This window comes from Vulcanimicrobium alpinum, from assembly GCF_027923555.1.
Lineage (GTDB): Bacteria > Vulcanimicrobiota > Vulcanimicrobiia > Vulcanimicrobiales > Vulcanimicrobiaceae > Vulcanimicrobium > Vulcanimicrobium alpinum.
Window position 1 is genome coordinate 851962 of the sequence record NZ_AP025523.1, and the last position, 21178, is coordinate 873139.

The window sequence follows — 21178 nt, forward strand, 5'->3', positions numbered from 1 at the left end:
GGATGCCCTTTGCACCGCGGCGCGCCGTCGCGCTCTCCGTGTGCACGTTCGCGTGCGTGTCCGTGGCCGTCGCGAGCGCCGCGGCGTCGCGCTTCGGCGGCCCGTTCTATTCCGTCGAGGCGAGCACGTTCAACTACAATTTGGGTACCGGCGCGTTCGCGGTCCCCGCGCACGTCACGATCCGGCGGCCGGGGCTCGAGGCGGCCGCCGACGGCGCGAGCGGGAACGTCCGCGACGGCCGCGCGCAGCTGCGCGGCAACGTGCGCGTCCACGACGCCGGCGGAAAGGCGAGCCCGCAGGGCCCCAAGGCGGAACCCGCGACGCTCACCTGCGACCAGCTCGACATCGACGGCAAGGCCGACACCTACCGCGCGACGGGCCATCCGAAGTACGACGCGACCACGCGCCACGCGAGCGCCGACACGATGCTCTACAACCGCAAGAGCCGCACGCTGCACCTCGAAGGCGACGTCACCGTCGTCGAAAACGCGACGATCGTGCACGGCGCGACGATCGACCTCGACTTGAAGAAGGGCGAGACGACTGCCGTCGGATCGCCGGTCACGATCACCCGTCCGGCGACGACGAGCCCGTCCGCCGCGCCCAACCCGTCGCCGAACCCGTCGCCGTCGCCGAAACGCTAACGGTCAGCTGTTGTGCGCGGTAGTCGACGATGCGGCGCAGGTTGCACTTGAAATGGCCGTGATAGACGGCATCGAAGCGGATCAGCGTGACGAAGAGGCGCCAAGCTGTCTCCACCGGCGCGGCGCCGAAAAGATAGCGTGAGCCGGCCAGCCGCGCGTCGAGTGCGTCGAGGGTCTCGAAGACCCGGTAGGCGGTGCTCTCGTTCGCCGCCTGCGAGGATGCGAAGCCCGCACGATAGACGCCGTCGTCGATCGTTTCGTAGATCGCGTCGTTGAGCGCATCGATCTCGCCGCGCAGCGAGACCGGATAGAGAGCGAGTTCGGGCTTTCGCGCGAACGCGTCGAACTCGGTTTCGAACATGCGCATGATGTCGTCGTCGGAGTTGCTGACGATCGCGTGCGCGTGCGTGTCCCACAGCACCGGAACGGTCACCCGCCCGTGATAGTGCGGGTCAGTCGCGCGATACGCCTCGGCGAGATAGGTGAAACCGTTGGCCGGATCCGGCGTCGCGCCGGGAACATCGCGAAACGCCCAGCCCGATTCGTCGCGGATCGGGTCGACGACCGACATCGCGATTGCGTCCTCGAGCCCCTTGAGGCGGCGGACGATGATCGTGCGGTGCGCCCATGGACACGCCAGCGAGACGTAGAGGTGATAGCGTCCCGCGCTCGCCGGGAGTCCGGAGTTTCCGTCCGCGGAGATCCACCGGCGGAACGCGTCCTGCTGGCGGACGAAGCGGCCGTCCTCGGACTGTCTACCAGCCTTCCGTTCCCGGTTCGCCCTTGATCGGGCCGGTGAGATTCTGCGTCACCCAACCGCCGTAGAAACCGCCGGGCTGCGAGCGGACCCGTTCGTCGCCAAGGAAGCACGCGTCCATCCGCGAGGCGTAGAACGCGAACCACCCGGCGACGCGCTCGTATCCCATCCCCAAATCCGTCAGCGGTGCGGGATAGCTCCACGCGCCGTGCGCGGCCGTGCGGCCGCCGGCGCGCACGTCGTATGCGTACGCCGCGCCCTTCCACTCGCAAACGGTCCAGTGCTCGGTGCGCCGCAGCGCGCCGAGGTCGCAGTCGTCGGGCGGGAGATAATAGCACGGCGCGCCGGCCGTTTCGACGATCCGCAGCGCGCGCGTCGTTCGTGCTATCGTGACGCCGCCGAGTTCGACGCGTACCGGCAGCGCGACGGACTCGACGCGCGGCGGCCGCGGGAAATCCCAGACCGATTCTTGACCGGGGCCGGGGACGATGATGCGCGATGCCGGCGGCCGTCCGCCGGCGTGTACGCGCGCAGCCTGCACGAGCGCGACGAGTTCGGAAGACGAAGGCGGCCGGCGGGAGCGCATCCTTGCTCCTACCGGCCGCGTACCGGACTTCCTACCGATGGGTCAGCGGTCAGCGCTGATACCAGTTGTTGCCGACCACGTCGATTTCGTTGGCGTTGAACGTGTTGCCGTTCCAGTAGCCGTAGATGCGCACGCGTTGCCCGCCGGTGAGGTTCGTCCCGGTCGGATTGATCACGGTGCCGTCGTGCAGCGCCACGTGCGTGCCGTTGGTGAGGTACAGGTTGTACGGCGAGAACGACGCGACCGTCGCGCTCAGCGTCTGGTTCCCGTTGTTGTTGCCGTAGCCGCCGTAACCGCCGTAGTTGCCGTTGCGGTGCGGATTGCCCCGGCCGTGGTTCCAGCCGTAGTGGTGACCCTCGTTGCCCCGATCGTTATCGTCTTCGTCGTCACGATCGCGATGGCGTCCCTGTCCCTGCCACTGTCTGTTGTTGTACTGCCCGTTGTTCCACTGGCCGTTGTTCCACTGGCCGTTGCTCCAGCGCACGCATTGACCCTGATTGTTCCATTGCACGCATTGGTTCGCGTTGGAATTGTTGTCCGGCGCCGCCAGCGCAGCGGTCGGCAGGGCCAGGATCGCGGCCGCCGCGGCGGCGCGGACGAGGGTGTGGGGATTCATGAATAAGTGCTCCTCCTTGGGTGATGACTCGGAAACGTACCGAGTCTCCTGAAAATCCTGGGAAATCGCTGGGAACAAGCGAGGGCTATGCTGCGTACCCGGGGTCCTTGGCGTCGAGCATCCGCCGCAAGGCGCTCCAAGCGAGCTGCGCGACCGGGCCCACACCGCCGCCTACCTGGCGCCGGACGACCTCCTGGACGGATTCGACCGGCCAGTGCAGTTCCGCTCCGCCGGCCAGGGTCGCGATCTGCGTCGCGCATGCCCGCTCGAAGAAGTACATCGTCAGGAACGCGTCGGCGATCGTGGTGCCGCAGGTGAGCGTGCCGTGATTGCGCAGCAGCATCGCGTTTTTGGTGCCGAGATCGGCGACCAGCCGCGGCCGCTCGTCGAGTTCGAGCGCGACGCCTTCGTATTCGTGGTGCGCGATCTGACCGTTGAGCAGCATCGCGGTCTGGTTGATCGGGAGCAGCCCATGCTCTTGCGCGGAGACCGCGACGCCCGCGACCGTGTGCAGGTGCAGCACGCAGGCGACTTCCTCGCGTGCCGCATGGATGGCGCTGTGGATCGTGAAGCCCGCCGGGTTGACGATGTAGGGCGTCGGTTCCACGATGTTCCCGTCGAGATCGATCTTGACCAGAGTCGACGCGCTGATCTCGGAGAAGAGCTGACCGTACGGGTTGATCAGAAAGTGATGGTCGGTGTGGGGGACGCGCGCCGAGATGTGCGTGAAGATGAGATCGTCCCACCCGTAGTGTGCGACGAGGCGATACGCCGCGGCGAGGTCGACGCGAACCCGCCACTCCTCGTCGCTGACGCGCGACCGCAGATCGGAACCGGTGTGGGGAGCGGCAACCGCCATCAGGCACCTCCTCGGGAGCAGGAGGCTTCGTGCGCTGCCCCGCGGCCTCCCCGCGCCGCGGATGCCCCCTTTGGCTGGCGGTACTGGTTGGCGCGGATGTTCTGCGCCGCCAGACGCACGGTTTCGGCGACGCGTTTCGCGCGCGTCGCATCGGTTTTGGCGCTCGCGATCCACCGGAAGATCGCCTTTTTCGTGCTCGGCGGAAAGGCCTCGAAGTAGCCGCGCGCTTGGGGGCTGCGTCGCAGCGCCGCGGCGAGATCGTCGGGGACGGACAGCGATTCGATGGCATCGTACGACGACCACGACCCGTCGCGCTTCGCGGCGTCGACCATCGCCAGCCCGGCCGGCGTCATCCGCCCTTGCGCGATGAGCGCCGCGACCCGCCGCTTATTGATCTGCGACCACGGCGAGCCGGGTTTGCGCGGCGAGAAGAGCCGCATCGTGCGCTCGTCGTCGAGGGTGCGCGGCAGGCTGTCGACCCAGCCGAAGCAAAGCGCTTCGTCGACGACGTCGCCGTAGGGAACGTACGACGAGCCGGTGCTCCGTTTGTAGGTCACCAGCCAGATCGGTCCCGAGTCGGCGTGGTGCTGCGCCAGCCATCTCCGCCACGCCGCTCGGCTGCGGATCGTCACGCGCGGATACTGCTCGAGCCGGCGTTTCGCCGACGGGGGTAGGTCCGTCATGCGGATGGTGACCCGGTCGCTGGGCGAAGGGCTACAACTTTTGTGGAGATGCCCGGCGCGCCCGCGGCTGGTACGGTTACGGAACCGTGGACGACGCGAACAAGGCCGATGCGCGCGCGGCGCTCAAGGCGTTTCTGCGCGACCGGCGCGAGCGCGCGCTCCCAGTCTCGCAGACGCGCGCGCGACGCGGTCCCGGCCTCTCGCGCGAAGACGTCGCGCGCCGCGCGCAGATCACCGCGAAATGGTACGTCCTGATCGAGACGGGGCGGGCCTCCGGCGTCTCGACGAAGACGCTCGACGCGATTGCCGACGCGCTCGCGCTCGACGCCCGCGACCGTCGCGAACTGCACCGCCTTGCCGCCGCGGTCTTCGTGAACCCGCCCGCCGGGGCGCCGTCGAGAAGCGAGCCGCCGCCCAAACCTTGATATTTTCTCACGTGGTCACGTGCGGCCCGCGGCCGTATCCTTCCCTCAGATCACCATCCGCGAGGAACACACCCGATGGCCGCATCCGCCGATCTCGCCGCCAACCACACCGTCCGGCTCGATACGTTCGCACCCAAGCGCATCTTGATAGTCGTCGCCAATGCCGGGATGCACCCGACGCTGCAGTACCCCGTCGGGTTCTGGGCCGCAGAACTTGCCCACCCGTGGTACGAGTTCACGGAAGCCGGGTTCGACGTTACTGTCGCCAGTCCGAAGGGCGGGAAGGTGGAGGTCGACGGCTTCAGCGATCCGCGCGACGCGTCGAAGTGGTCGATCGGCGACATCCTCTCGCTGGGCTTTCTCACCTCGCCCATCTCGGCGCCGCTGCTGGAACGCACGCCGGCGCTCGGCACGCTCGACTTAACCCGGTATGATGCCCTTGCGATCGCGGGGGGACAGTCGCCGATGTTCAGCTTTCGCGACGACGCGGCGCTGCATCACGCGATCCGAACGTTCTACGAATCGAATCGCGTCGTCGCGGCGTACTGCCACGGAACCGCGGCGCTGGTCGACTGCACGCTCAGCGACGGCTCGTATCTCGTCACCGGCAAGACGGTCACCGGTTTTGCGAACGTTGAGGAAGACTATTCCGACGCGTACGTCGGCGCGACGGTGATGCCGTGGCGCATCGAAGACGCGTTACGGGCGCGCGGCGCGAACTACGTGCAGGGCGGACTCTTCAAACAGTTCGTGGTGCGCGACGGCCGCCTGATCACCGGCCAGCAGCAATACTCCGGCCGGAACGTCGCGCGCGCGATCGTCGCCGCGCTCGGAGCCTGACCGCGCGATGCGCGCGCAGGAGAGTCCCGCGGTACGGCCCTTCTCGGTGTCGATCGACGAACCGGTGCTGGCGGAGATGCGTGCGCGCCTGGCGCGCACGCGCTGGCCGGATGCGATCGACGGCGCAGGTTGGGCGTACGGCACCGACGAGACCTATTTGCGCGAACTGGTCGTCCACTGGCGCGACGGCTTCGATTGGCGCGCGCAGGAGCAACGGATCAACGGCTTCGAGCACGCGATCGTGACGGTCGACGGTCTGGCAATTCACACGATGCATGCGCGCAGCAGTGCACCCGATGCGATCCCGCTCCTGATGCTGCACGGCTGGCCGAGCACGTTCGTGCAGATGCTCGACATCGTCCCGCTGCTCACGCCGTACTTTCACGTCGTCGTCCCGTCGCTGCCGGGATTCGGTTTCTCGCCGCCGTCGCGCACGCCGGGAATGCACGTCGGACGGATCGCCGGTGCGTTCGTCATGCTCATGGCGTCGCTCGGCTACGCGCGCTTCGGGGCGCGCAGCAGCGACTTGGGTGCCGGCGTTCTGCAGCAGATGGCGCTCGACGATCCCGGCGTCCTCATCGGCCTGCACCTCTCCGGAACGAACCCGTACATCGGGTACGTCCCCGACGATCTTTCGCCTGCGGAGCAGACGTTCGTCGCCGACGCGCAGCGATGGAACCAAACCGAGATGGCCTATGCGATGATGCATTCGAGCAAGCCTCAGACCGTCGCGGTCGCGCTGAACGACTCGCCGGCCGGGTTGGCGTCGTGGATCGTGGAGAAGTTCTGGCGCTGGAGCGACGACGGCGGCGACCTCGGCTCGCGGTTCACGTTCGACCAGCTCCTGACGAACCTGACGATCTATTGGGCGACGCAGACGATCAATTCGTCGATGCGCCTCTATTACGAAACGGCGCGCGCGACGCTGGCATACGGACACGTCGACGTACCCACCGCGATGCTGATGTCCGATCGCGACTTGTTTCCGACGCCGCGTGAATGGGCTGCGCGTCAGTACAACGTGGTGCGCTGGACGAAGATCGACCGCGGCGGCCATTTCCTCGAATGGGAAGAGCCCCGCCTCGTCGCCGACGATCTCATCGCAACCTTCGCCCCGGCACGGACCGCTCCGTCACGCTGAGCACCGCGTGACTAGGCCGGGAGCGGGATGCGTTCGAGATCGGCGACGATCGTGCGGAAGTCGCTGAATGTGAGGGCTTGGTCGCCGTCGCAGCGCGCCTCGGCGGGATTCGGGTGCACTTCGAGGAGCAGACCGTGGGCGCCGACGGCTTTGGCCGCGCGGCACAGCGGGGCGATCCAGCGCCGCACGCCGACGGCGTGCGACGGATCGACGATCACCGGCAGGTGCGTGCGCTCGCGCAGCACCGGGACCGCCGAGAGGTCGAGCGTGTTGCGCGTCGCCGTCTCGAACGTGCGGATCCCGCGCTCGCAGAGGATCACGTTCGGGTTGCCCTCGCTCATGATGTACTCGGCGGCGGCGAGCAGCTCGTCGATCGTTGCCGCCATTCCCCGCTTGAGCAGCACCGGACGCTCCGTCTTTCCGATCGCTTTGAGCAAGTCGAAGTTCTGCATGTTGCGCGCGCCGATCTGCAGCAGATCGACCGAAGCCGCCATTCGCTCGACCTGTTCGATGCTCATTACCTCGGAGACGATCGGGAGTCCGGTCGCGCGCGACGCTTCGGCGAGCAGCGCGACGCCTTCCCAGCCCAGTCCCTGAAACGCGTAGGGCGACGTGCGCGGCTTGAACGCGCCGCCGCGCAGCATCACGCCGCCCGCGGCCGACACGGCTTCGGCGGTCGCGAGGATCTGCTCGCGCGACTCGACGCTGCACGGGCCGCCGATCACCACGAACGCGCCGTCGCCGATCGCGACGTTCCCGACCATCACGCGCGACCGCACGTCGGGATCCTGGCGCTGCGCTTTCGGGAACGACACCTTCGCCGGCTTCGGCACGACCGGCGGCGCGTCGTCGACGACCACCGCCGGCTCGCGCCGCACGCGCGGCGGCGCAGTCGCCGCGTCGTAGGTGCCGATGACGTGCAGTGTCGCGATGACGCTACGCAGCTCTTTGAGCGCGTCGACGAACCGGGGCTCGCGCACGTCGCCGTCGACGTCGGCGTAGAATGCATACTGATCCGAGGCGCCCAGACGCGACTTCGAATCGAGCTTCGAGACGTTGAGTCCGTGCGTTCCGAAAATCGACAGACAGCGCCCGAGCGCGCCCGGCGAATCAAGGACCGCGAACACGAGCGAGGTCTTCCGGTTGCTGACGTTCTGCGCCGGTTCAAACTCGGCGGCGAGCCCGCGGGCGTTCGGGGCGCGGAAGAGGATGAAGCGGGTGAAATTGTCGGGATGGTCGGCGATCGTGGTGGCGAGTTCGATCAGACCGTAGCGTTTCGCGGCGTCGCTCGACGCGATCGCGCCGCGCGACGGATCGCCGGCGGCGGCGACGTCGCGCGCCGCGATCCCGGTATCGGGGACCGGCACGCGGCGCACCTCGGGGAGCGTCGCGAGAAATCGCCCGCACTCGGCGAGCACGACCGGGTGCGAATCGATTTCCCGCAAACCCGCGATCGTCGCACCCGGCACGCCGAGCAGCCGATGCTCCATGCGCATCGTGATCTCGGCGAGCAGGTCGAGCTCGTATTCGGCCAGGGTGTCGTAGCCCTCGCGGATCGTCCCGGCGATGGCGTTGTCGACCGGGAGCAGACCGACGTCGGCACGCCCGCTGAAGACCGCCTGCGCCACCGCGCGGTACGACGCGCAGCCCAGCGGGGTGAAGATCACGCCGCGGCGCGCGGCGTACGCATCGAGCACCCCATGCGAATACGAGCCCTCGATGCCCTCGAAGGCCGCGGTCATCGTCAGTGTCGGGGTGGTCTGCCCGTCGGGCAGGGTCTGCGCGCTGGTCATCTCGCTCCCTTGTAAAAAGAGCCCCTCGCTCGGCGAGGGGCTCTTGCTGCTGGCAGTCCGTGAAGACCCGTTACGGCAAAGGCCTACCGCGCCGGAGCGCTGCGCACTCGGCATAAAAATAGCGGTAAAACCACGACGTCACGGCCATGTCCGTGTGATCTTGCCACGCCCGGGGGCACCGCGTCAACCTCGCAACGTCATCCGGCTTACGGTCCGGCGCGTTCTCCCCATGCTATGGTTGCGCCCATGATCACCCGATTTGCCGCCCTGCTCGCGGCGCTGAGCGTCCTCGCGGCGCCGGTCGCGGCCGTTGCCGCACCCCCCGTCCACACCGAGAAAGCCGTCCTCGCCGGCGGCTGTTTCTGGGGGATGGAGGCGGTGTTCGAGTCCCTGCGCGGCGTCACCAGCGTGGTCTCGGGCTTTTCCGGGGGCAACGCGATGACCGCGCACTACGAGATCGTCAGCACCGGGATGACCGGTCATGCCGAATCGGTCGAGATCACCTACGACCCCGCGCAGATCTCGTACGCGCAACTGCTCGACGTGTACTTCGCCGTCGCGCACGATCCGACGGAGCTCAACCGGCAAGGCCCCGACGACGGCCCGCAGTACCGCTCGTCGATCTTCTACACGTCCGACGAACAGCGCCGCGTCGCCGAGCAGACGATCAAGAAGCTCACCGACGAGAAGACGTTTCGCGCTCCGATCGTCACCAAGGTCGTGAAGTTCACCGCCTTCTATCCGGCGGAGTCGTACCATCAGCACTTCGCCGAACGCAATCCCGACAACGGCTACATCGTCTTCAACGACAAGCCGAAACTCGAAGCGTTGCGCAAGCGCTATCCGCAGCTGCTCAAAGCGAACGCGGTGGCGCTTCGGCTGACGAAGTCGTAGCTGCGCGCCACGCGGCGAGCAGCGCGCGCTCGCGCTCCGGCGCGAGCGAGGCGCGCCGCGCGCCGCTGCGCCGTTCCCAAGCCAGCGTCGCCGCGAGCGTCGCGTCGATCGGGGTGAAGCGCAGTCCGGCGGCGATTGCGGCCTCGCACGAGACCCGGTCGAGCAGCGTGTCGCCCGGGACCCACAGCGGGAGCTCGATCCACGGATCGACGCCCTGCGCGAGGAGAAACGCCTCGTCGCCGGCGTCGATGAAGCGCGCGCGGAACGTCCCCGGTGCAGGCGCGAGGACGTCGCCGCCCGCGGCGAGCCGCCGCACCCAGTAGCCGAAGCGGTCCGTGTGATCGTCGGGTCCGACGATCAGGCCGGGTCGGACGATCAGCGCGCGCTCGCCCCAGCGTCGCACCACCTCGTCCTCGCAGCCGGCCTTCATCTCGCCGAACAGCTCCGGCGTATAGGGCGGCTCCGGCGCCGGAAGCTGCCGCCGCGCCGCCGTTTCGGAGAGCGCGTCGTCGCCGCCGACGCTGACGCTGCTGATGAACGCGTAGCAGCCGGCCCGCTCGCGCAGGTGCCGGCCGAGGCAGCGACGTCGCGGGCTGATAGCCGCACAGGTCCACCACCGCGTCCCAGCGGCCCTCGAGCCGGTCGAGATCGCGCGCGCGGTCGCCCAGGATCTCGCGGACGCCCGCGTTCGGGTTCGGCGTCTGGCCGCGATGGAAAACGGTGACGTCCCAGCCGCGCCCGAGCGCCTCGGCGGCGATCCGCCGCCCGAGAAATCGGGTGCCGCCGATCAGGAGAAGCCGGACGGTGGGCAATGTGGACAACTCCGTGGACGCAGGCACGTTTCAACCCTTCGAAGATGGGGACGACGCCCGCGATTGCGCCCCCCGGCGCCCGGTGGAAAAGCGGGTCAGAAGAGCCGCTGCTGGCCGCCGGTCGCGATGATCTCCGCGCAGATCGCGCGCGCCTCGTCGACCGAGGCGACCTCGGTCCGCACGAACAGCTTGCGCCAATAGGCCTTCCCCGAGAGTTTCGCGATCAGGTCGGAAGCGAGACGGGCGTCGACGGTACGCCCCATCAGCCGGATGCGCACCGTCGGTGCCGATCCGCCTGTCCCCAGCGGCAGACGGTGGATCAACTGCTCCTGCGAATCGCTCCAGACCGCGTCGCCGTAGCGCGAGCGCAGCGCCGCCTCGCACTGCGCGAACGTGCTCAGATCGCGTTCCGCGTTGAACTCGGCGGCGAGGCCGTAGACGGTGTGCCGTTCGCGCAGCGCGCGCACGCCCTCGTCGTCGAGCTCGCGGATGTCGTCGATCACCCGGAAATCGTCCCAGGCGAGAAACGTTTCGATCGCGTCGAGCGCGCGCGGATCGGGCCACAGCACGCGCAGCACGTCGCCGAGCACGCGTTCGAACGCGCGCGTCGTGTGGTGAAAGTAGACGGTCGCGAACATCATGTAGCGCGCGAGAACGAACGATTCCAGCGCGACGACGCCGCGGCCGTCGACGCCGAGCTGCGGACGTCCGTCGACCTCGAGGATCCGCAGCGACGCGATGAGCTGCGCCGCGTCGTACGTTCCGCCGGCGACGCCGGTGAAGTACGCGTCGCGCAGCAGGTAGTCCATCCGGTCCGCGTCGAGATTCGGGCCGCTCACCAATTCGCGCAACACGGGGTCGGCATCGTGCGCGCCGACGATGAGGCCGAGCACCGCGTCGGGATCGACGTCGATCGCCGCGAGCGCGTCGCGGATCTCCGCACCCGCGAGGATCGCCGCCGTTCGCTGCTCGTGGCGCACGCCGAGGACGGCTTCGCATGCGTGCGAGAACGGACCGTGACCGAGATCGTGCAGCAGCAGGCTCGCGCGCAGCAGGCGGCGCTGGTCGGCGAACGCGCGCTCCGACGCGAAAGCCTCCGGCGAGTGCGCGCGCAGCGCATCGAACACGCGCGTCCCGATCGCCAGGGCGCCGAGCGCGTGCGAGAACCGCGAATGTTCGGCCGACGGGAACGCCAGGTACGCGAGGCCGAGCTGCCGCAAGCGGCGCAGCCGCTGCACCGCCGGCGCGGCGAGCAGCGCGACCTCCCCGCCGTCGAGTTCGATGAAGCCGTGGACCGGGTCGTAGATCCGTTTCGGTTTCAGCGTGCCGGACGTGTGAACGATGGCGTCCTCCCGCGTCCGCTGTGCACCGCCGCCGGAGGCTTTACCTCTCCCGCTTCGCGCGGCGATAGCGTCCCGGCGTCGTGCCGAGCACGGTGCGGAACGTGCGCGTGAAGTGGCTCTGATCGACGAAGCCGCTGTCCGCGGCGATCGCCGCGAGCGGCGCGTCCGTTTCGACGAGTGCGCGGCACGCCTGCTGGACGCGCAGGGCCGTCACGTGGTCGCCGAGGGTGCGTCCGCGCAAGCGGCGGAACGCGCGCGCGAGATGGGTCGGATGCACGCCAGCATTCGCGGCCAGCGCGCGCAGATCGAACGTTCGCTCGGGCGCGGCGGCGACCGCGTCTTCGACGCCGCGCAGCCACGGCGGCTCCTTGGCCTCGAGCGTGCGCGCGGCGTCGCCGGCGATCGACCCGCACAGATCATACAGCAGCGATTCGACCGCCGCATCCGAGGCCGCCGCACCGAGCAGATACTCCCGATGCAGCCGCACCGCGAGCCACACCGCCTCCTCGCCGTGCAGTTGGTGCAGTTCGACCGTCGCGTCCCCGGCGCCGGCGATCGTCTCCACCAACGCGGGTCCGAACTCGATCATGAAGAGCCGCGTGCCGTCTCCCATCTCGTCGGAATGCGACGTGCGCGGCGGATGATACGCGGTCGTGAACGGACCGTACTCGATCGTCGTCGCCGCGGACGTCTCGCGGTAGCGGCCTTCGAGCAGCAGGCTCGCGTACGCCGCTTCGTGCACGTGCTCGTCGCAGATCCGCGCGCGCTCGTGCACGACTTCGGAGAGGATCGCGCCGCAGCGTGCGAGCGACCGCGTCTCACCGTAAAGAACTCCCGCGGCGAGCGACCGCGCCGTCATGCCGGCCGCGGAGGCTCCGGACGCTCGGTGCGCACGAACTCCATGTATGACGCGACCCGGTCGGCAACCTCGCGCCCGTGGAACCGCTCCACGACGTGCAGGTCGAGATTGATTCCCGACGTCAGCCCGCCGGCGCTGCACACGTTCTCCGCGTCGACGAAGCGCGGGCCGCGCACCAGCGTGACGTTGGGAAATTGCTTCGCGAACGCGTCGTAGAATTCGTGATGCGTGGTCGCCTGCTTGCCGTCGAAGAGCCCCGCTTGCGCGACCTTGAACGCGCCGGTGCAGACCGACATGACCAGCGCGTGCGGCGCCTGAGCCTGCAGCCACGCTGTCAGGCCCGGGGAGCCGCGCTGGGCGCCGACGACGACCACGTCGGGCTGCGGCGCGTCGGCGAACGTGAAGCGCGGCAGCATGCCGAGTCCCGCGGTTGCGGCGACGGCGTCACGCGCATCGCTCACCAAGAAAGGGAGGAAGGCGCCGTCGTCGTCACGGCCCGCGAGCGGCGTGTCTTGAAACACTTCCCACGGGCCCGCGACGTCCATGACGTTCGCGCCCGCGGTGACGGCGATCGCGACGAGCCGTTGTCCGGGCCGGAGCTGCGCGCGCGCCGCGTCGGACGACTCGGCGGCACCGGCCGGCGACGCCGCGGCGAGCGCGGACAGCGTCGCGGCCGCGGCGCCGGTTGACGAGAGAAAGTCGAATCGTTTCATGCCTCGATCGTAGCGCCGATCGGCCGCCGGGGCTTGCACCACATTAGCACGGCGGGCCCGTGACAGGGGGCGTCGAACGTGTCGGCCGTGCGCGTTGACGACGGCGTCAAGCGGGAGATTCTCGCACGCACCGATATCGGCGAGGTGATCGGGGCGTACGTCAGCCTGCGCAAACGCGGGAACGACCTGGTCGGGTTGTGTCCGTTCCACGGCGAGAAATCACCGTCGTTCCACGTCCACCCGGACCGCGGTTTCTTCAAGTGCTTCGGCTGCGGCGTCGGCGGCGACGTCTTCACGTTCGTCCAGAAACACGAGAACGTCGGCTTCCCCGACGCCCTGCGGATGCTCGCGAAGCGCGTCGGCGTCGAGATCGAGAACGAGGATCCGCGCGCCGCGCGCGTGCGCAGCGAACGCGAGGCGATCTATCACGCCAACGACATCGCGCGCACGTGGTTTCACCGCATGCTGCTCGACGGACGGATCGGTGCAGCGGCGCGCGCCTATTGCGAGCAGCGCGGGATCACGGCGGCGACGATCGAAGCGTTCGCGCTCGGGTTCGCGCCCGACGGCTGGGACGGGCTCGTCGACGAATTGCGCCGCAACGGCGTCGACCTCGAGCTTGCGGCGAAGGCCGGCCTGCTCAAGCCCAGCCAGCGCGGCGGGTTCTACGATTTCTACCGCAACCGGCTGATGATCCCGACGCTGGCGACCACCGGCGAGACGATCGCCTTCGGCGGCCGCGCGCTCGGCGATGCGGAGCCGAAGTATCTCAACACGTCGACGACGCCGGTGTACACGAAGGGCCGCTATCTCTTCGCGCTCAACGTCGCGCGCCGCGCGGCCGCACGCGAAGATACGGCGATCGTCGTCGAGGGCTATCTCGACTGCATCGCGGTGCATCAGGCGGGCTTCACCAACGCGGTTGCGGCGCTCGGCACCGCGTTCACGCCCGAGCAGGCGCGCGAGCTGCGCAAGGTCGCGAGCCGCGCCATTCTGTGTTTCGATGCCGACGCGGCCGGGGTCGAAGCATCGCTGAAATCGATCGACGTGCTGGCGACGGAGGGGATCGCGGCGTTCGCGATCCGTGTCCCGGGCGCGAAGGATCCCGACGAGTTCATCCGCGCCAACGGCGCCGACGCGTTCCGCGCGCTGCTCGACAAACCGCTGACCGCGACGCAGGTGAAGATCGACGCCGAGATCGAGCGGCGCGGCAACCGCATGGAACGTGGTGCGCTGGCGCGCTGGGCCGAGGAGACGATCCGCCGCCTCTCGTCGCCGGCCGAATACGACCGCTGGCGCACGTACGCCGCCGGACGGCTCGATCTCGACCCCGACGACCTGCGCCGTGCGCGGCTGATGGTGGAGACGGGGCACTTCACCCGCGGCGCGGGGACGAACGGTTCGCGCCACGTCGTACCGGGGACGATCGAGAAGCCGACCTTCGAACGGGAGGTGCTCTCGATCGTGCTCGACGAGCCGGCCCTGATCGCCGAGTACGCCGAGCGCATCCCGCCGGAACGGTTCGGTTCCGAGCGGTTCCGGCGCGTGTGGGACGCGCTGCGGACGCACGCCGGCTCGCTCGCGCAACCTTCCGACGTGTTCGCCGTGTTTGCAGGAGATGATGACGCGGCGGCTACGCTCGCGTCGGTCTCGGGAGCGGTTCGGTTGGCTGATTCCGACGACCGGCGAGCGAAGTTGGATCGCGTCGTTGCGCGTTTCGCGCGCGACGACGCCGAACGCCGCTATCGCGAGCTTGACGGGGAGATGACGCGGCTTTTCGAGGCCGACCGTCCGATTCCGGACATGCTTCGGGCCGAGCTCAACGCACTCTCCTCACAACTGAAAAAAGGATAACCCCTCGGGAGAACCTTACTTGTCCGCTTCGGACACTTCGGAAAGGGGGTGATGACCAGATGGCACGCACGAAAAAATCCGCCGGCGAAAACGCCGAGACACCGCAGCTCTCGCTCGACGAGCAGATCAAAAAACTGCTCGAAAAAGGCAAGAAGCGCGGCACGCTGACCTACGAAGAGATCAACGCCGTCTTCGACAACGTCGAAGACGTCGCGCCGGAGCGCATGGACGATCTCCTCGAAGAGATCGCGTCGCTCGGGATCGAGATCGTCGAAGAACAGGCCAAAGACGAGAAGCCCTCGGACGACGGAGAAAAAGAAGAAGAAGGGATTCCGGCTGGTCTCGCCCTCGACGATCCGGTCCGGATGTATCTCAAAGAGATCGGCCGCGTCCCGCTCTTGTCGATGGACGACGAGCGCCGCCTCGCGATGTCGATCGAAGCCGGCGAAAAAGAAGCGCTCAAGAACGGCACCGCCGACAACCGCATCGTCCTCGACGGCGAAGAATCGAAGCGCAAGCTCACCGAAGCGAACCTTCGTCTGGTCGTCTCGATCGCGAAGAAGTACGTCGGCCGCGGCATGCTCTTTCTCGACCTGATCCAGGAAGGGAATTTGGGCTTGATCCGTGCGGTCGAGAAGTTCGATTACCGCAAGGGCTACAAGTTCTCGACGTACGCCACATGGTGGATCCGCCAGGCGATCACCCGCGCGCTCGCCGACCAGGCGCGCACGATCCGCATCCCGGTCCACATGGTCGAGACGATCAACCGTCTGATCAAGATCAGCCGCCAGCTGCTGCAAGAGCTGGGCCGCGATCCCACGGTCGAAGAGATCGCCAACGAGATGGGGCTGACCCCGGAGAAGGTCCGCGAAGTCATCAAGATCTCGCAGGAGCCGATCTCGCTCGAGACGCCGATCGGCGAAGAAGAAGACTCGCACCTTGGCGACTTCATCGAAGATCAGGAAGCCGTCGCGCCGGCCGAAGCCGCCTCCGTCATGCTCCTCAAAGAGAAGATGCAGGACGTGCTCAAGAACCTCACCGAGCGCGAGCGCAAGGTGCTGGTCTTACGCTTCGGTCTCGAAGACGGCCACCAGCGCACGCTGGAAGAAGTCGGCCAGGAGTTCGGGGTCACGCGCGAGCGCATCCGCCAAATCGAAGCGAAGGCACTGCGCAAACTCCGCCACCCCAGCCGCGGCAAAGCCCTCAAAGACTACTGGTCCAACGAATAACGGCGAGGGGCAGCAGCTCAGGGTGACGCCGCCGGCGCCGGCGACGCCAGCTCCTCGCGGCAGGCCACGGAGATCGCGATCACCGTCGGGCTGAGTTTCTGTTCGCGGGCGGCGATGAGATGCTGCTGCAGTTCGAGCGTACCGGCAAGCCGATCCCACACGGTACGGCCGAGCGTCTTCGATGCAACGTACGAGCGCGGATCGAACGTCGGCGTCCCCGACGGCATGTCGAGCCCCGCTGCGCCGATGTAGTCGCCGTTCGCGTCGGGACCGCGCGCCGCGTTGACGACGGCCCCCTTCGGAAGACTGCCCGGCCCCGTGGCGGAGAGACCCGCGGGAAACTCGTTCTGCATCCGGCCGAGCGCGTCGGTATCGAGCGCGCCGTTCATCACGTCGAGCGTTTTGCGCTGCTGCCCGGCGACGGCGGCGATCTGCTCGCCGAGCAGCTGCGCGATCCGATCGTCGTCCGTCTTCGGCGTGTTCGGAAAGCGCTTGCGGTCGGCCAGGAGCGTGTCGATCACCGCGAGATTGTGCGCCATCGCGAGCGACGCGCGCCGCAGATAGAGCTGATCGATCTGCAGCGCATTGTCGGAGCCGGTTCGCTGGTCGTCGGCCATCTTCAGAAACGCGCGATGCCCGGCCCCGACGAGTTCGTCGCTCTTCATCAGGCCGAGCACCATCGGCGCGACGCTGTCGCGTACGGTCGCGCACACGCCCCGCGACCGCACGCGGCCGATCTCCGGCAACGTCGGCGCCGGCGTCTGCGGCGCGGGCGATTGCGCGGTCAGCGCAACGAAGACGAGCGCCCCCGCAGCCGTCACCTTGAGCTTGTCGAGGGGCAGCCCCGAGTGACGAGGCACCGCGCTCACATCGAGTCTTCGCCCTTCCCGGCGCTCGCGCTCGGCTTGACGTTGGGGTTCTTGTCGGCGAACTGACCGAGCGGGTTGGGAATGACCCACACCGACACGTCGTAGATCGCGGGATACAGGAACACGAACGCGACCTGCGATGCGTCCTTCACGGCGCCGGTCGCGACGAGCCCCTCCGCGGTCGGTGAGGTCGAGCCGTTGTTGGCGGCGCCGTACTTCTTCGCGCCGACAGCCTTGCCGTAGAGCAGCGTGCCGCCGGGCCCTTTCTCCACGTAGTGCACGTGCGCGCCGATCGTGTCCCAGCGCGACGCATCGATACCGAAGCGCGTCGGTTTCCCCGTCGACGACTCGGCCTGCGGAACGCTGAAGTCGGCGCCGATCAGCCGGCCTTGCGCGTCGTACCACAACTGCGCGGGATGGCTGGGATCGGTCGTGTCCCAGTATTTCGTATTCACCCAACTGATCGCGCCGGTACGATCTTCGTTGGAATAGCGGACGTAGCCGGCCGCGGTCGCCGCGGCCGTCGTCCCGTAACGCTTCGGAAGATCGGTCATGACCTTCTTAAGAAACGCCGCTTCGGCGGCGTTCGGCGACGGCGCCGGAGTCGGCGACGCTTTTACGGGCATCGCGCCCGTCGGCATCGCCGGCATCGCGGATTGGGCGTCCGCGACCCGGACGCTGCAGCAGAGCGCTCCGATCGCGGCAAGGGCAACGAGACGTCGATTCATGCGCGCGCCGTTCGTGCCGCGGGCTACGGCGCCTTCGTCGGCGAGGCGCCGGGGACGGGAACGCTCGTCGGCGTTGTTGCCGGGATCGGCGTCGCGGTGGGGAGCGGGCGCGCGCGCCCCGGGCTCAGCGGGTGCGGCGGCGCGGTGCGCGCCGGCGTCGGCGTGTAGTACGCAGCCGGCCGGTCCGCCGACAGGGGAAACGGGAACGGGATCCGGATCGTGATCCGGTCGCCGTCGCGGCCGATCTCAGCCTCGGTGGCGGCATCGATCGTCTCGCCGGCGGTGACCGGTGCGACGATCGGCGTGAGGCTGCGGACCGGAAGCAGGCCGGCGTGGATCGTGACGCGGTCGATCGTGATCGACGGAGTCCTTATCCCGGCACTATCGGTGTGGCCCCCGACGATCAGCCGAGCGCGGGTCCCGGCCGGTGCGACGACGATGCCGTCGAGCGTCAGCGCGTCCCGCAGATGGAGGTTCACGGTCGTCCCCTCGCGGGCGTGCGCGTCGAGGCTCCCGTCGGCGATGAAAACGACCGGCGTGCCGGCAGGCAAGCCGTGCTCGGGGCCTTTGGCCGCGGCCATCGTTGCCCCGAAGAGCAGGAAGGCCGTCGCGATGACGGCCGCCCGGCGGGCGTTCCTTGGGATCAGGACGCCTTTTTCTCCGCTTCAGCAGCGGCTGCTTCGGCGGCGGCCTTCTTGCCCTGTTCGATCAGGGCTTTGACCTTCTGGCCGCCCTTTTGGCCGATAGTCTCGTAGAACTCCGGACCGTACCGGTCGCGAGTCGCCTCGCCGCCCTTTTTACCGCCCTTCTTGCCGATCGCCTCGTAAAATGCGTGGCCGTGGGCTTTCTTGGTGGCCTGGCCGCCTTTGCGGCCGATCATTTCGTAGAACTCCGGACCGTACTTTTTCTTGACCGTCTCGCCGCCTTTTTGGCCTGCTTCGCGGACGCTCATACCGCTGCCGGACTTCCGTTCGGGGGTGCTGGACATCAGTTGGGGTGAACCTCGTGGATGAAAATCGACCTGTCTCAGTAACGTAAGCGGACTCATGGAAGTTGTCGGCAGAGTGATCGCTTCGTGAAGAATCGGGTGCTTTTTTTCGCCGGGCTGGTCGTGTGCACGGCATGCACCATCCTGGCGCCGGTAGGAGCTGCCCGCAATGAGCAGCCGGGATACCGGCGGTTGATCGAGCTCGAAAGCACCCGGGCTTTCTCCGACGAGCTGGCCGCACTGCTCGCGTCCGGGGACGTTAGGCAGGCGGGGCGTGCGGCGCTTGCGCTCGGACGGACCGAGGACGTGCGCGCGGCCGGACCTCTACATAACGCGACCGCGGCCCAGGACGTTTCGCTCCGGGCCTTGGCAATGTACGGGTATGGTCTGCTGGCCGCTAAGACTGCCATTGCGACCGAAACGTTGCGTCGCGGGCTTGCCGACCGGGCGGGTGTGGTCCGCGTCGCAGCCGTCGATGCCGCATGGCGCGCGCAGGCCGCCGGCAGATCGCCGGGAGCGAGCGCTCTCTCGGCCGAACTGCTCGCGGCCGCGGCGGGCGATCGCGACCCGATCGTTCGGGCTCGCGCCGCCACCGCGCTCTCGGGCTGGAAGGACGCGACCGAACACGCCCGCATCTCCGGCGCCCTGCAGCAGGCGTTCGCACGCGAACGGAGTCGCATGGTCCGGTGGCACGAGGCGTGGACGCTCCGGCGCGCGTTCGCGACCGACGTCGCGGCAGCGCTGCTGCGCACCGGGTTGACCGATCGCGACGAGCTCGTCCGCATTCAATTCGCCGATCTTCTCGCGCGGCGCAAAGTGCAAGGCGAAGCGCCGCTGCTCGAACCGCTGCTGCACGATCCGTCGTGGCGCGTGCGCGAGCAGGCGGCCGAGAGCGTGCGCGTCCTCGCAGGTGGCGCGCGGACCGAGCATCTCGCCGCGATCCCCGAGAGCATCGCCACGCCGTCGCCCGCGCCGGAGAACGCGGAGGCGCCGCTGCCGCGCCCGGCCGGGCTCGGCCCGCCGCGCAAACCCGTCGCCGCCGATGCGCTCGTCGATCTCCCGCTTCGTCCGACGACCAGCGCCGCGATGGACGGACCGCTTCCCGGCCCGCATCCGCGCGTGCGCATCGGCACGACCAAAGGTCCGATCGTCGTGCGCCTGTATCCCGAGTGGGCGCCGCTCACCGTCGCGAACTTCCTGGGCCTCGTCGATCGCGGCTATTACGACAACCTGCGCTGGTTCCGGGTCGTCCCCGACTTCGTCGCGCAGACCGGCGATCCGCACGACAACGGCGAGGGCGACGCGGGCTACACGATTCCGGCCGAGGAGAACCCGCTCGAACAACGCTCGGGCGTCATCTCGATGGGCTTGAATTATACGGAGGGCGCGAATCCCGGGCCGATCCGCGACTCGGCCGGGACGCAGTTCTACATCACGATCTCGCCGCAGCTCCACCTCGATCGCGACTTCACGGTCTTCGGCGAGGTGGAGAGCGGCTTCGCGACGCTCGGAAGGCTCGCCGAATCGGATCGGATGACGCGCGTGGAGCAGCTTTCCGATCGCTGACGGCGGGTCAGCGCGCGACGATCGAGCGCAGCGCGAACAGTGCGTTCTCCGGGCGTTCGGTGATGCGGCGATAGAAATATCCCGCCCAGTGCGTGCCGTAGGGAACGTACACGCGCAGGCGATAGCCGTCGGCGACGAGCCGGAGCTGCACGTCCGGGCGCACGCCGTAGAGCATCTGAAACTCGAAGCGGTCGCGGCCTATGCCGCGGTCGCGCGCGAACCTCTCGACCGCGGCGATGATCCGCTCGTCGTGCGTCGCGATCGCCGGATAGACGCCGCGTTCGAGCAGCGCCTCGGCGGAGCGGAGACACTCGCGGCGGATCGTCGGCATCGCCTTGTATGCGACGTCCGGGGATTCGCCGTACGCGCCCTTGCAGAGCCGCACGCGCGCGCCCAAAGCGATCATCCGTTCGACGTCGGCCGGGGTGCGCTTCAAGTACGCCTGCAGCACGGGCCCCACGTTGCGCGTATGCGCGAAGGCGCGCTCGAAGACGCGCAGCGTCGCGCCGGTGACCGCGCTCCCTTCCATGTCGATGCGCACGAACGGATCGGCGTTCCGTGCCGCATCGTCGAGGATCGTGCGCAGGTTCGCGAACGCGAAGTCTTCGTCGACGAGCAGACCCATCGCGGTCAGCTTCACCGAGACGTTCGTCTCGACGCCGCGGCGGCGGATCGCCGAGAGGAGCGCGAGATAGGCATCGCGCGTTCGCTCAGCTTCGTCGCGCTGGGTGACATCCTCGCCGAGGAAGTCAAGCGTCGCGGTCATCCCGGCCGCGTTGAGCGCGGCGACCGCGTCCATCGCTTCGTCGGCGGTCTCGCCGGCGACGAACCGTTTGGCGAGGAAGAAGAACCGTTGCTGAAAGCCCGGGGTCTGAATCACGTCGAGCACTGCCACGGCCCGGCGGCTTCGGGAATGAACCGGCGGGGGCCTCGGGGTAGACCGGTGTCGATGGCGCGCGCGCAACGCTTTGCGAGGACT

Annotated in this window: 23 protein-coding genes; 8 read left to right on the forward strand and 15 right to left on the reverse strand. The window is 68.4% G+C overall.

Annotation, left to right across the window (positions count from 1 at the left end):
* Positions 1-2 precede the first annotated feature (2 nt).
* Positions 3-644 carry an LptA/OstA family protein gene (locus WPS_RS04210; RefSeq protein ID WP_317996602.1) on the forward strand — a complete coding sequence of 214 codons (642 nt, stop codon included), beginning with the start codon at positions 3-5 and terminating at the stop codon, positions 642-644.
* Here WPS_RS04210 and WPS_RS04215 read toward each other — a convergent pair.
* From WPS_RS04215 to WPS_RS04235, 5 genes are all read right to left on the reverse strand, one after another.
* On the reverse strand, positions 568-1446 hold the full coding sequence (locus tag WPS_RS04215) for a glutathione S-transferase family protein (protein ID WP_317997491.1): 879 nt from the start codon (positions 1444-1446) through the stop codon (positions 568-570). The two genes, WPS_RS04210 and WPS_RS04215, sit on opposite strands and share 77 nt — an antisense overlap.
* Entirely contained in the window at positions 1400-1942 is a 543-nt protein-coding gene (locus WPS_RS04220) for a DUF427 domain-containing protein (protein WP_317996603.1), read from the reverse strand. Before WPS_RS04220 ends, WPS_RS04215 begins: the two co-directional genes overlap by 47 nt.
* A gap of 94 nt (positions 1943-2036) precedes the next feature.
* Positions 2037-2603 (reverse strand): hypothetical protein, encoded by a 567-nt coding sequence (locus tag WPS_RS04225; protein WP_317996604.1) that lies wholly within the window; start codon positions 2601-2603, stop codon positions 2037-2039.
* An 85-nt stretch (positions 2604-2688) separates the two neighbouring features.
* Complete coding sequence (locus WPS_RS04230) at positions 2689-3462, reverse strand: class II aldolase/adducin family protein (protein ID WP_317996605.1); 774 nt, start codon at positions 3460-3462, stop codon at positions 2689-2691.
* Positions 3462-4145: a YdeI/OmpD-associated family protein gene (locus tag WPS_RS04235; protein WP_317996606.1), complete on the reverse strand. Its 684-nt coding sequence runs from the start codon at positions 4143-4145 to the stop codon at positions 3462-3464. Before WPS_RS04235 ends, WPS_RS04230 begins: the two co-directional genes overlap by 1 nt.
* Positions 4146-4231: 86 nt before the next feature.
* On the opposite strand from WPS_RS04235, the gene WPS_RS04240 reads away from it, so the two are divergent.
* From WPS_RS04240 to WPS_RS04250, 3 genes are all read left to right on the forward strand, one after another.
* On the forward strand, positions 4232-4570 hold the full coding sequence (locus WPS_RS04240) for a helix-turn-helix domain-containing protein (RefSeq protein WP_317996607.1): 339 nt from the start codon (positions 4232-4234) through the stop codon (positions 4568-4570).
* A gap of 75 nt (positions 4571-4645) precedes the next feature.
* Positions 4646-5410 (forward strand): type 1 glutamine amidotransferase domain-containing protein, encoded by a 765-nt coding sequence (locus WPS_RS04245; protein WP_317996608.1) that lies wholly within the window; start codon positions 4646-4648, stop codon positions 5408-5410.
* A gap of 7 nt (positions 5411-5417) precedes the next feature.
* Positions 5418-6551: an epoxide hydrolase family protein gene (locus tag WPS_RS04250; protein ID WP_317996609.1), complete on the forward strand. Its 1134-nt coding sequence runs from the start codon at positions 5418-5420 to the stop codon at positions 6549-6551.
* A gap of 11 nt (positions 6552-6562) precedes the next feature.
* On the opposite strand, the gene aroF is transcribed toward WPS_RS04250, so the two are convergent.
* Positions 6563-8458: a 3-deoxy-7-phosphoheptulonate synthase gene (aroF, locus tag WPS_RS04255; protein WP_317996610.1), complete on the reverse strand. Its 1896-nt coding sequence runs from the start codon at positions 8456-8458 to the stop codon at positions 6563-6565.
* A gap of 132 nt (positions 8459-8590) precedes the next feature.
* Here aroF and msrA point away from each other — a divergent pair, with 132 nt between their 5' ends.
* Complete coding sequence (gene msrA, locus WPS_RS04260; RefSeq protein WP_317996611.1) at positions 8591-9238, forward strand: peptide-methionine (S)-S-oxide reductase MsrA; 648 nt, start codon at positions 8591-8593, stop codon at positions 9236-9238.
* Here the strand turns inward: msrA and WPS_RS04265 are convergent.
* The 4 genes from WPS_RS04265 to WPS_RS04280 all read right to left on the reverse strand — a co-directional run bounded on the left by WPS_RS04265 (position 9198) and on the right by WPS_RS04280 (position 12965).
* Positions 9198-9668: a Rossmann-fold NAD(P)-binding domain-containing protein gene (locus WPS_RS04265; protein ID WP_317996612.1), complete on the reverse strand. Its 471-nt coding sequence runs from the start codon at positions 9666-9668 to the stop codon at positions 9198-9200. The two genes, msrA and WPS_RS04265, sit on opposite strands and share 41 nt — an antisense overlap.
* A gap of 477 nt (positions 9669-10145) precedes the next feature.
* Positions 10146-11288, reverse strand: coding sequence for an HD domain-containing protein (locus tag WPS_RS04270; protein WP_317996613.1), 1143 nt, complete (start codon positions 11286-11288; stop codon positions 10146-10148).
* Between the two features lie 145 nt (positions 11289-11433).
* On the reverse strand, positions 11434-12252 hold the full coding sequence (locus WPS_RS04275; RefSeq protein WP_317996614.1) for a helix-turn-helix transcriptional regulator: 819 nt from the start codon (positions 12250-12252) through the stop codon (positions 11434-11436).
* Positions 12249-12965, reverse strand: a complete 717-nt coding sequence (locus tag WPS_RS04280; RefSeq protein WP_317996615.1) for a DJ-1/PfpI family protein — start codon at positions 12963-12965, stop codon at positions 12249-12251. The genes WPS_RS04275 and WPS_RS04280 overlap by 4 nt, the downstream gene beginning before the upstream one ends.
* Positions 12966-13052: 87 nt before the next feature.
* Here WPS_RS04280 and dnaG point away from each other — a divergent pair, with 87 nt between their 5' ends.
* Positions 13053-14819 carry a DNA primase gene (dnaG, locus tag WPS_RS04285; RefSeq protein WP_317996616.1) on the forward strand — a complete coding sequence of 589 codons (1767 nt, stop codon included), beginning with the start codon at positions 13053-13055 and terminating at the stop codon, positions 14817-14819.
* A 59-nt stretch (positions 14820-14878) separates the two neighbouring features.
* Positions 14879-16048: an RNA polymerase sigma factor RpoD gene (gene rpoD, locus WPS_RS04290; RefSeq protein ID WP_317996617.1), complete on the forward strand. Its 1170-nt coding sequence runs from the start codon at positions 14879-14881 to the stop codon at positions 16046-16048.
* Between the two features lie 17 nt (positions 16049-16065).
* On the opposite strand, the gene WPS_RS04295 is transcribed toward rpoD, so the two are convergent.
* The 4 genes from WPS_RS04295 to WPS_RS04310 all read right to left on the reverse strand — a co-directional run bounded on the left by WPS_RS04295 (position 16066) and on the right by WPS_RS04310 (position 18633).
* Positions 16066-16917, reverse strand: a complete 852-nt coding sequence (locus WPS_RS04295; protein WP_317996618.1) for a hypothetical protein — start codon at positions 16915-16917, stop codon at positions 16066-16068.
* Complete coding sequence (locus WPS_RS04300) at positions 16914-17645, reverse strand: hypothetical protein (protein ID WP_317996619.1); 732 nt, start codon at positions 17643-17645, stop codon at positions 16914-16916. Before WPS_RS04300 ends, WPS_RS04295 begins: the two co-directional genes overlap by 4 nt.
* A 23-nt stretch (positions 17646-17668) precedes the next feature.
* Positions 17669-18226 (reverse strand): hypothetical protein, encoded by a 558-nt coding sequence (locus WPS_RS04305; RefSeq protein ID WP_317996620.1) that lies wholly within the window; start codon positions 18224-18226, stop codon positions 17669-17671.
* Positions 18227-18288: 62 nt separating this feature from the next.
* Positions 18289-18633 (reverse strand): hypothetical protein, encoded by a 345-nt coding sequence (locus WPS_RS04310; protein ID WP_317996621.1) that lies wholly within the window; start codon positions 18631-18633, stop codon positions 18289-18291.
* Between the two features lie 87 nt (positions 18634-18720).
* On the opposite strand from WPS_RS04310, the gene WPS_RS04315 reads away from it, so the two are divergent.
* A complete protein-coding gene (locus WPS_RS04315; protein WP_317996622.1) occupies positions 18721-20199 on the forward strand; it encodes a peptidylprolyl isomerase in 1479 nt (492 codons plus the stop codon).
* 7 nt (positions 20200-20206) lie between these two features.
* Here WPS_RS04315 and WPS_RS04320 read toward each other — a convergent pair whose 3' ends face one another.
* Positions 20207-21094: a proline dehydrogenase family protein gene (locus tag WPS_RS04320; protein ID WP_317996623.1), complete on the reverse strand. Its 888-nt coding sequence runs from the start codon at positions 21092-21094 to the stop codon at positions 20207-20209.
* Between the last annotated feature and the right edge of the window lie 84 nt (positions 21095-21178).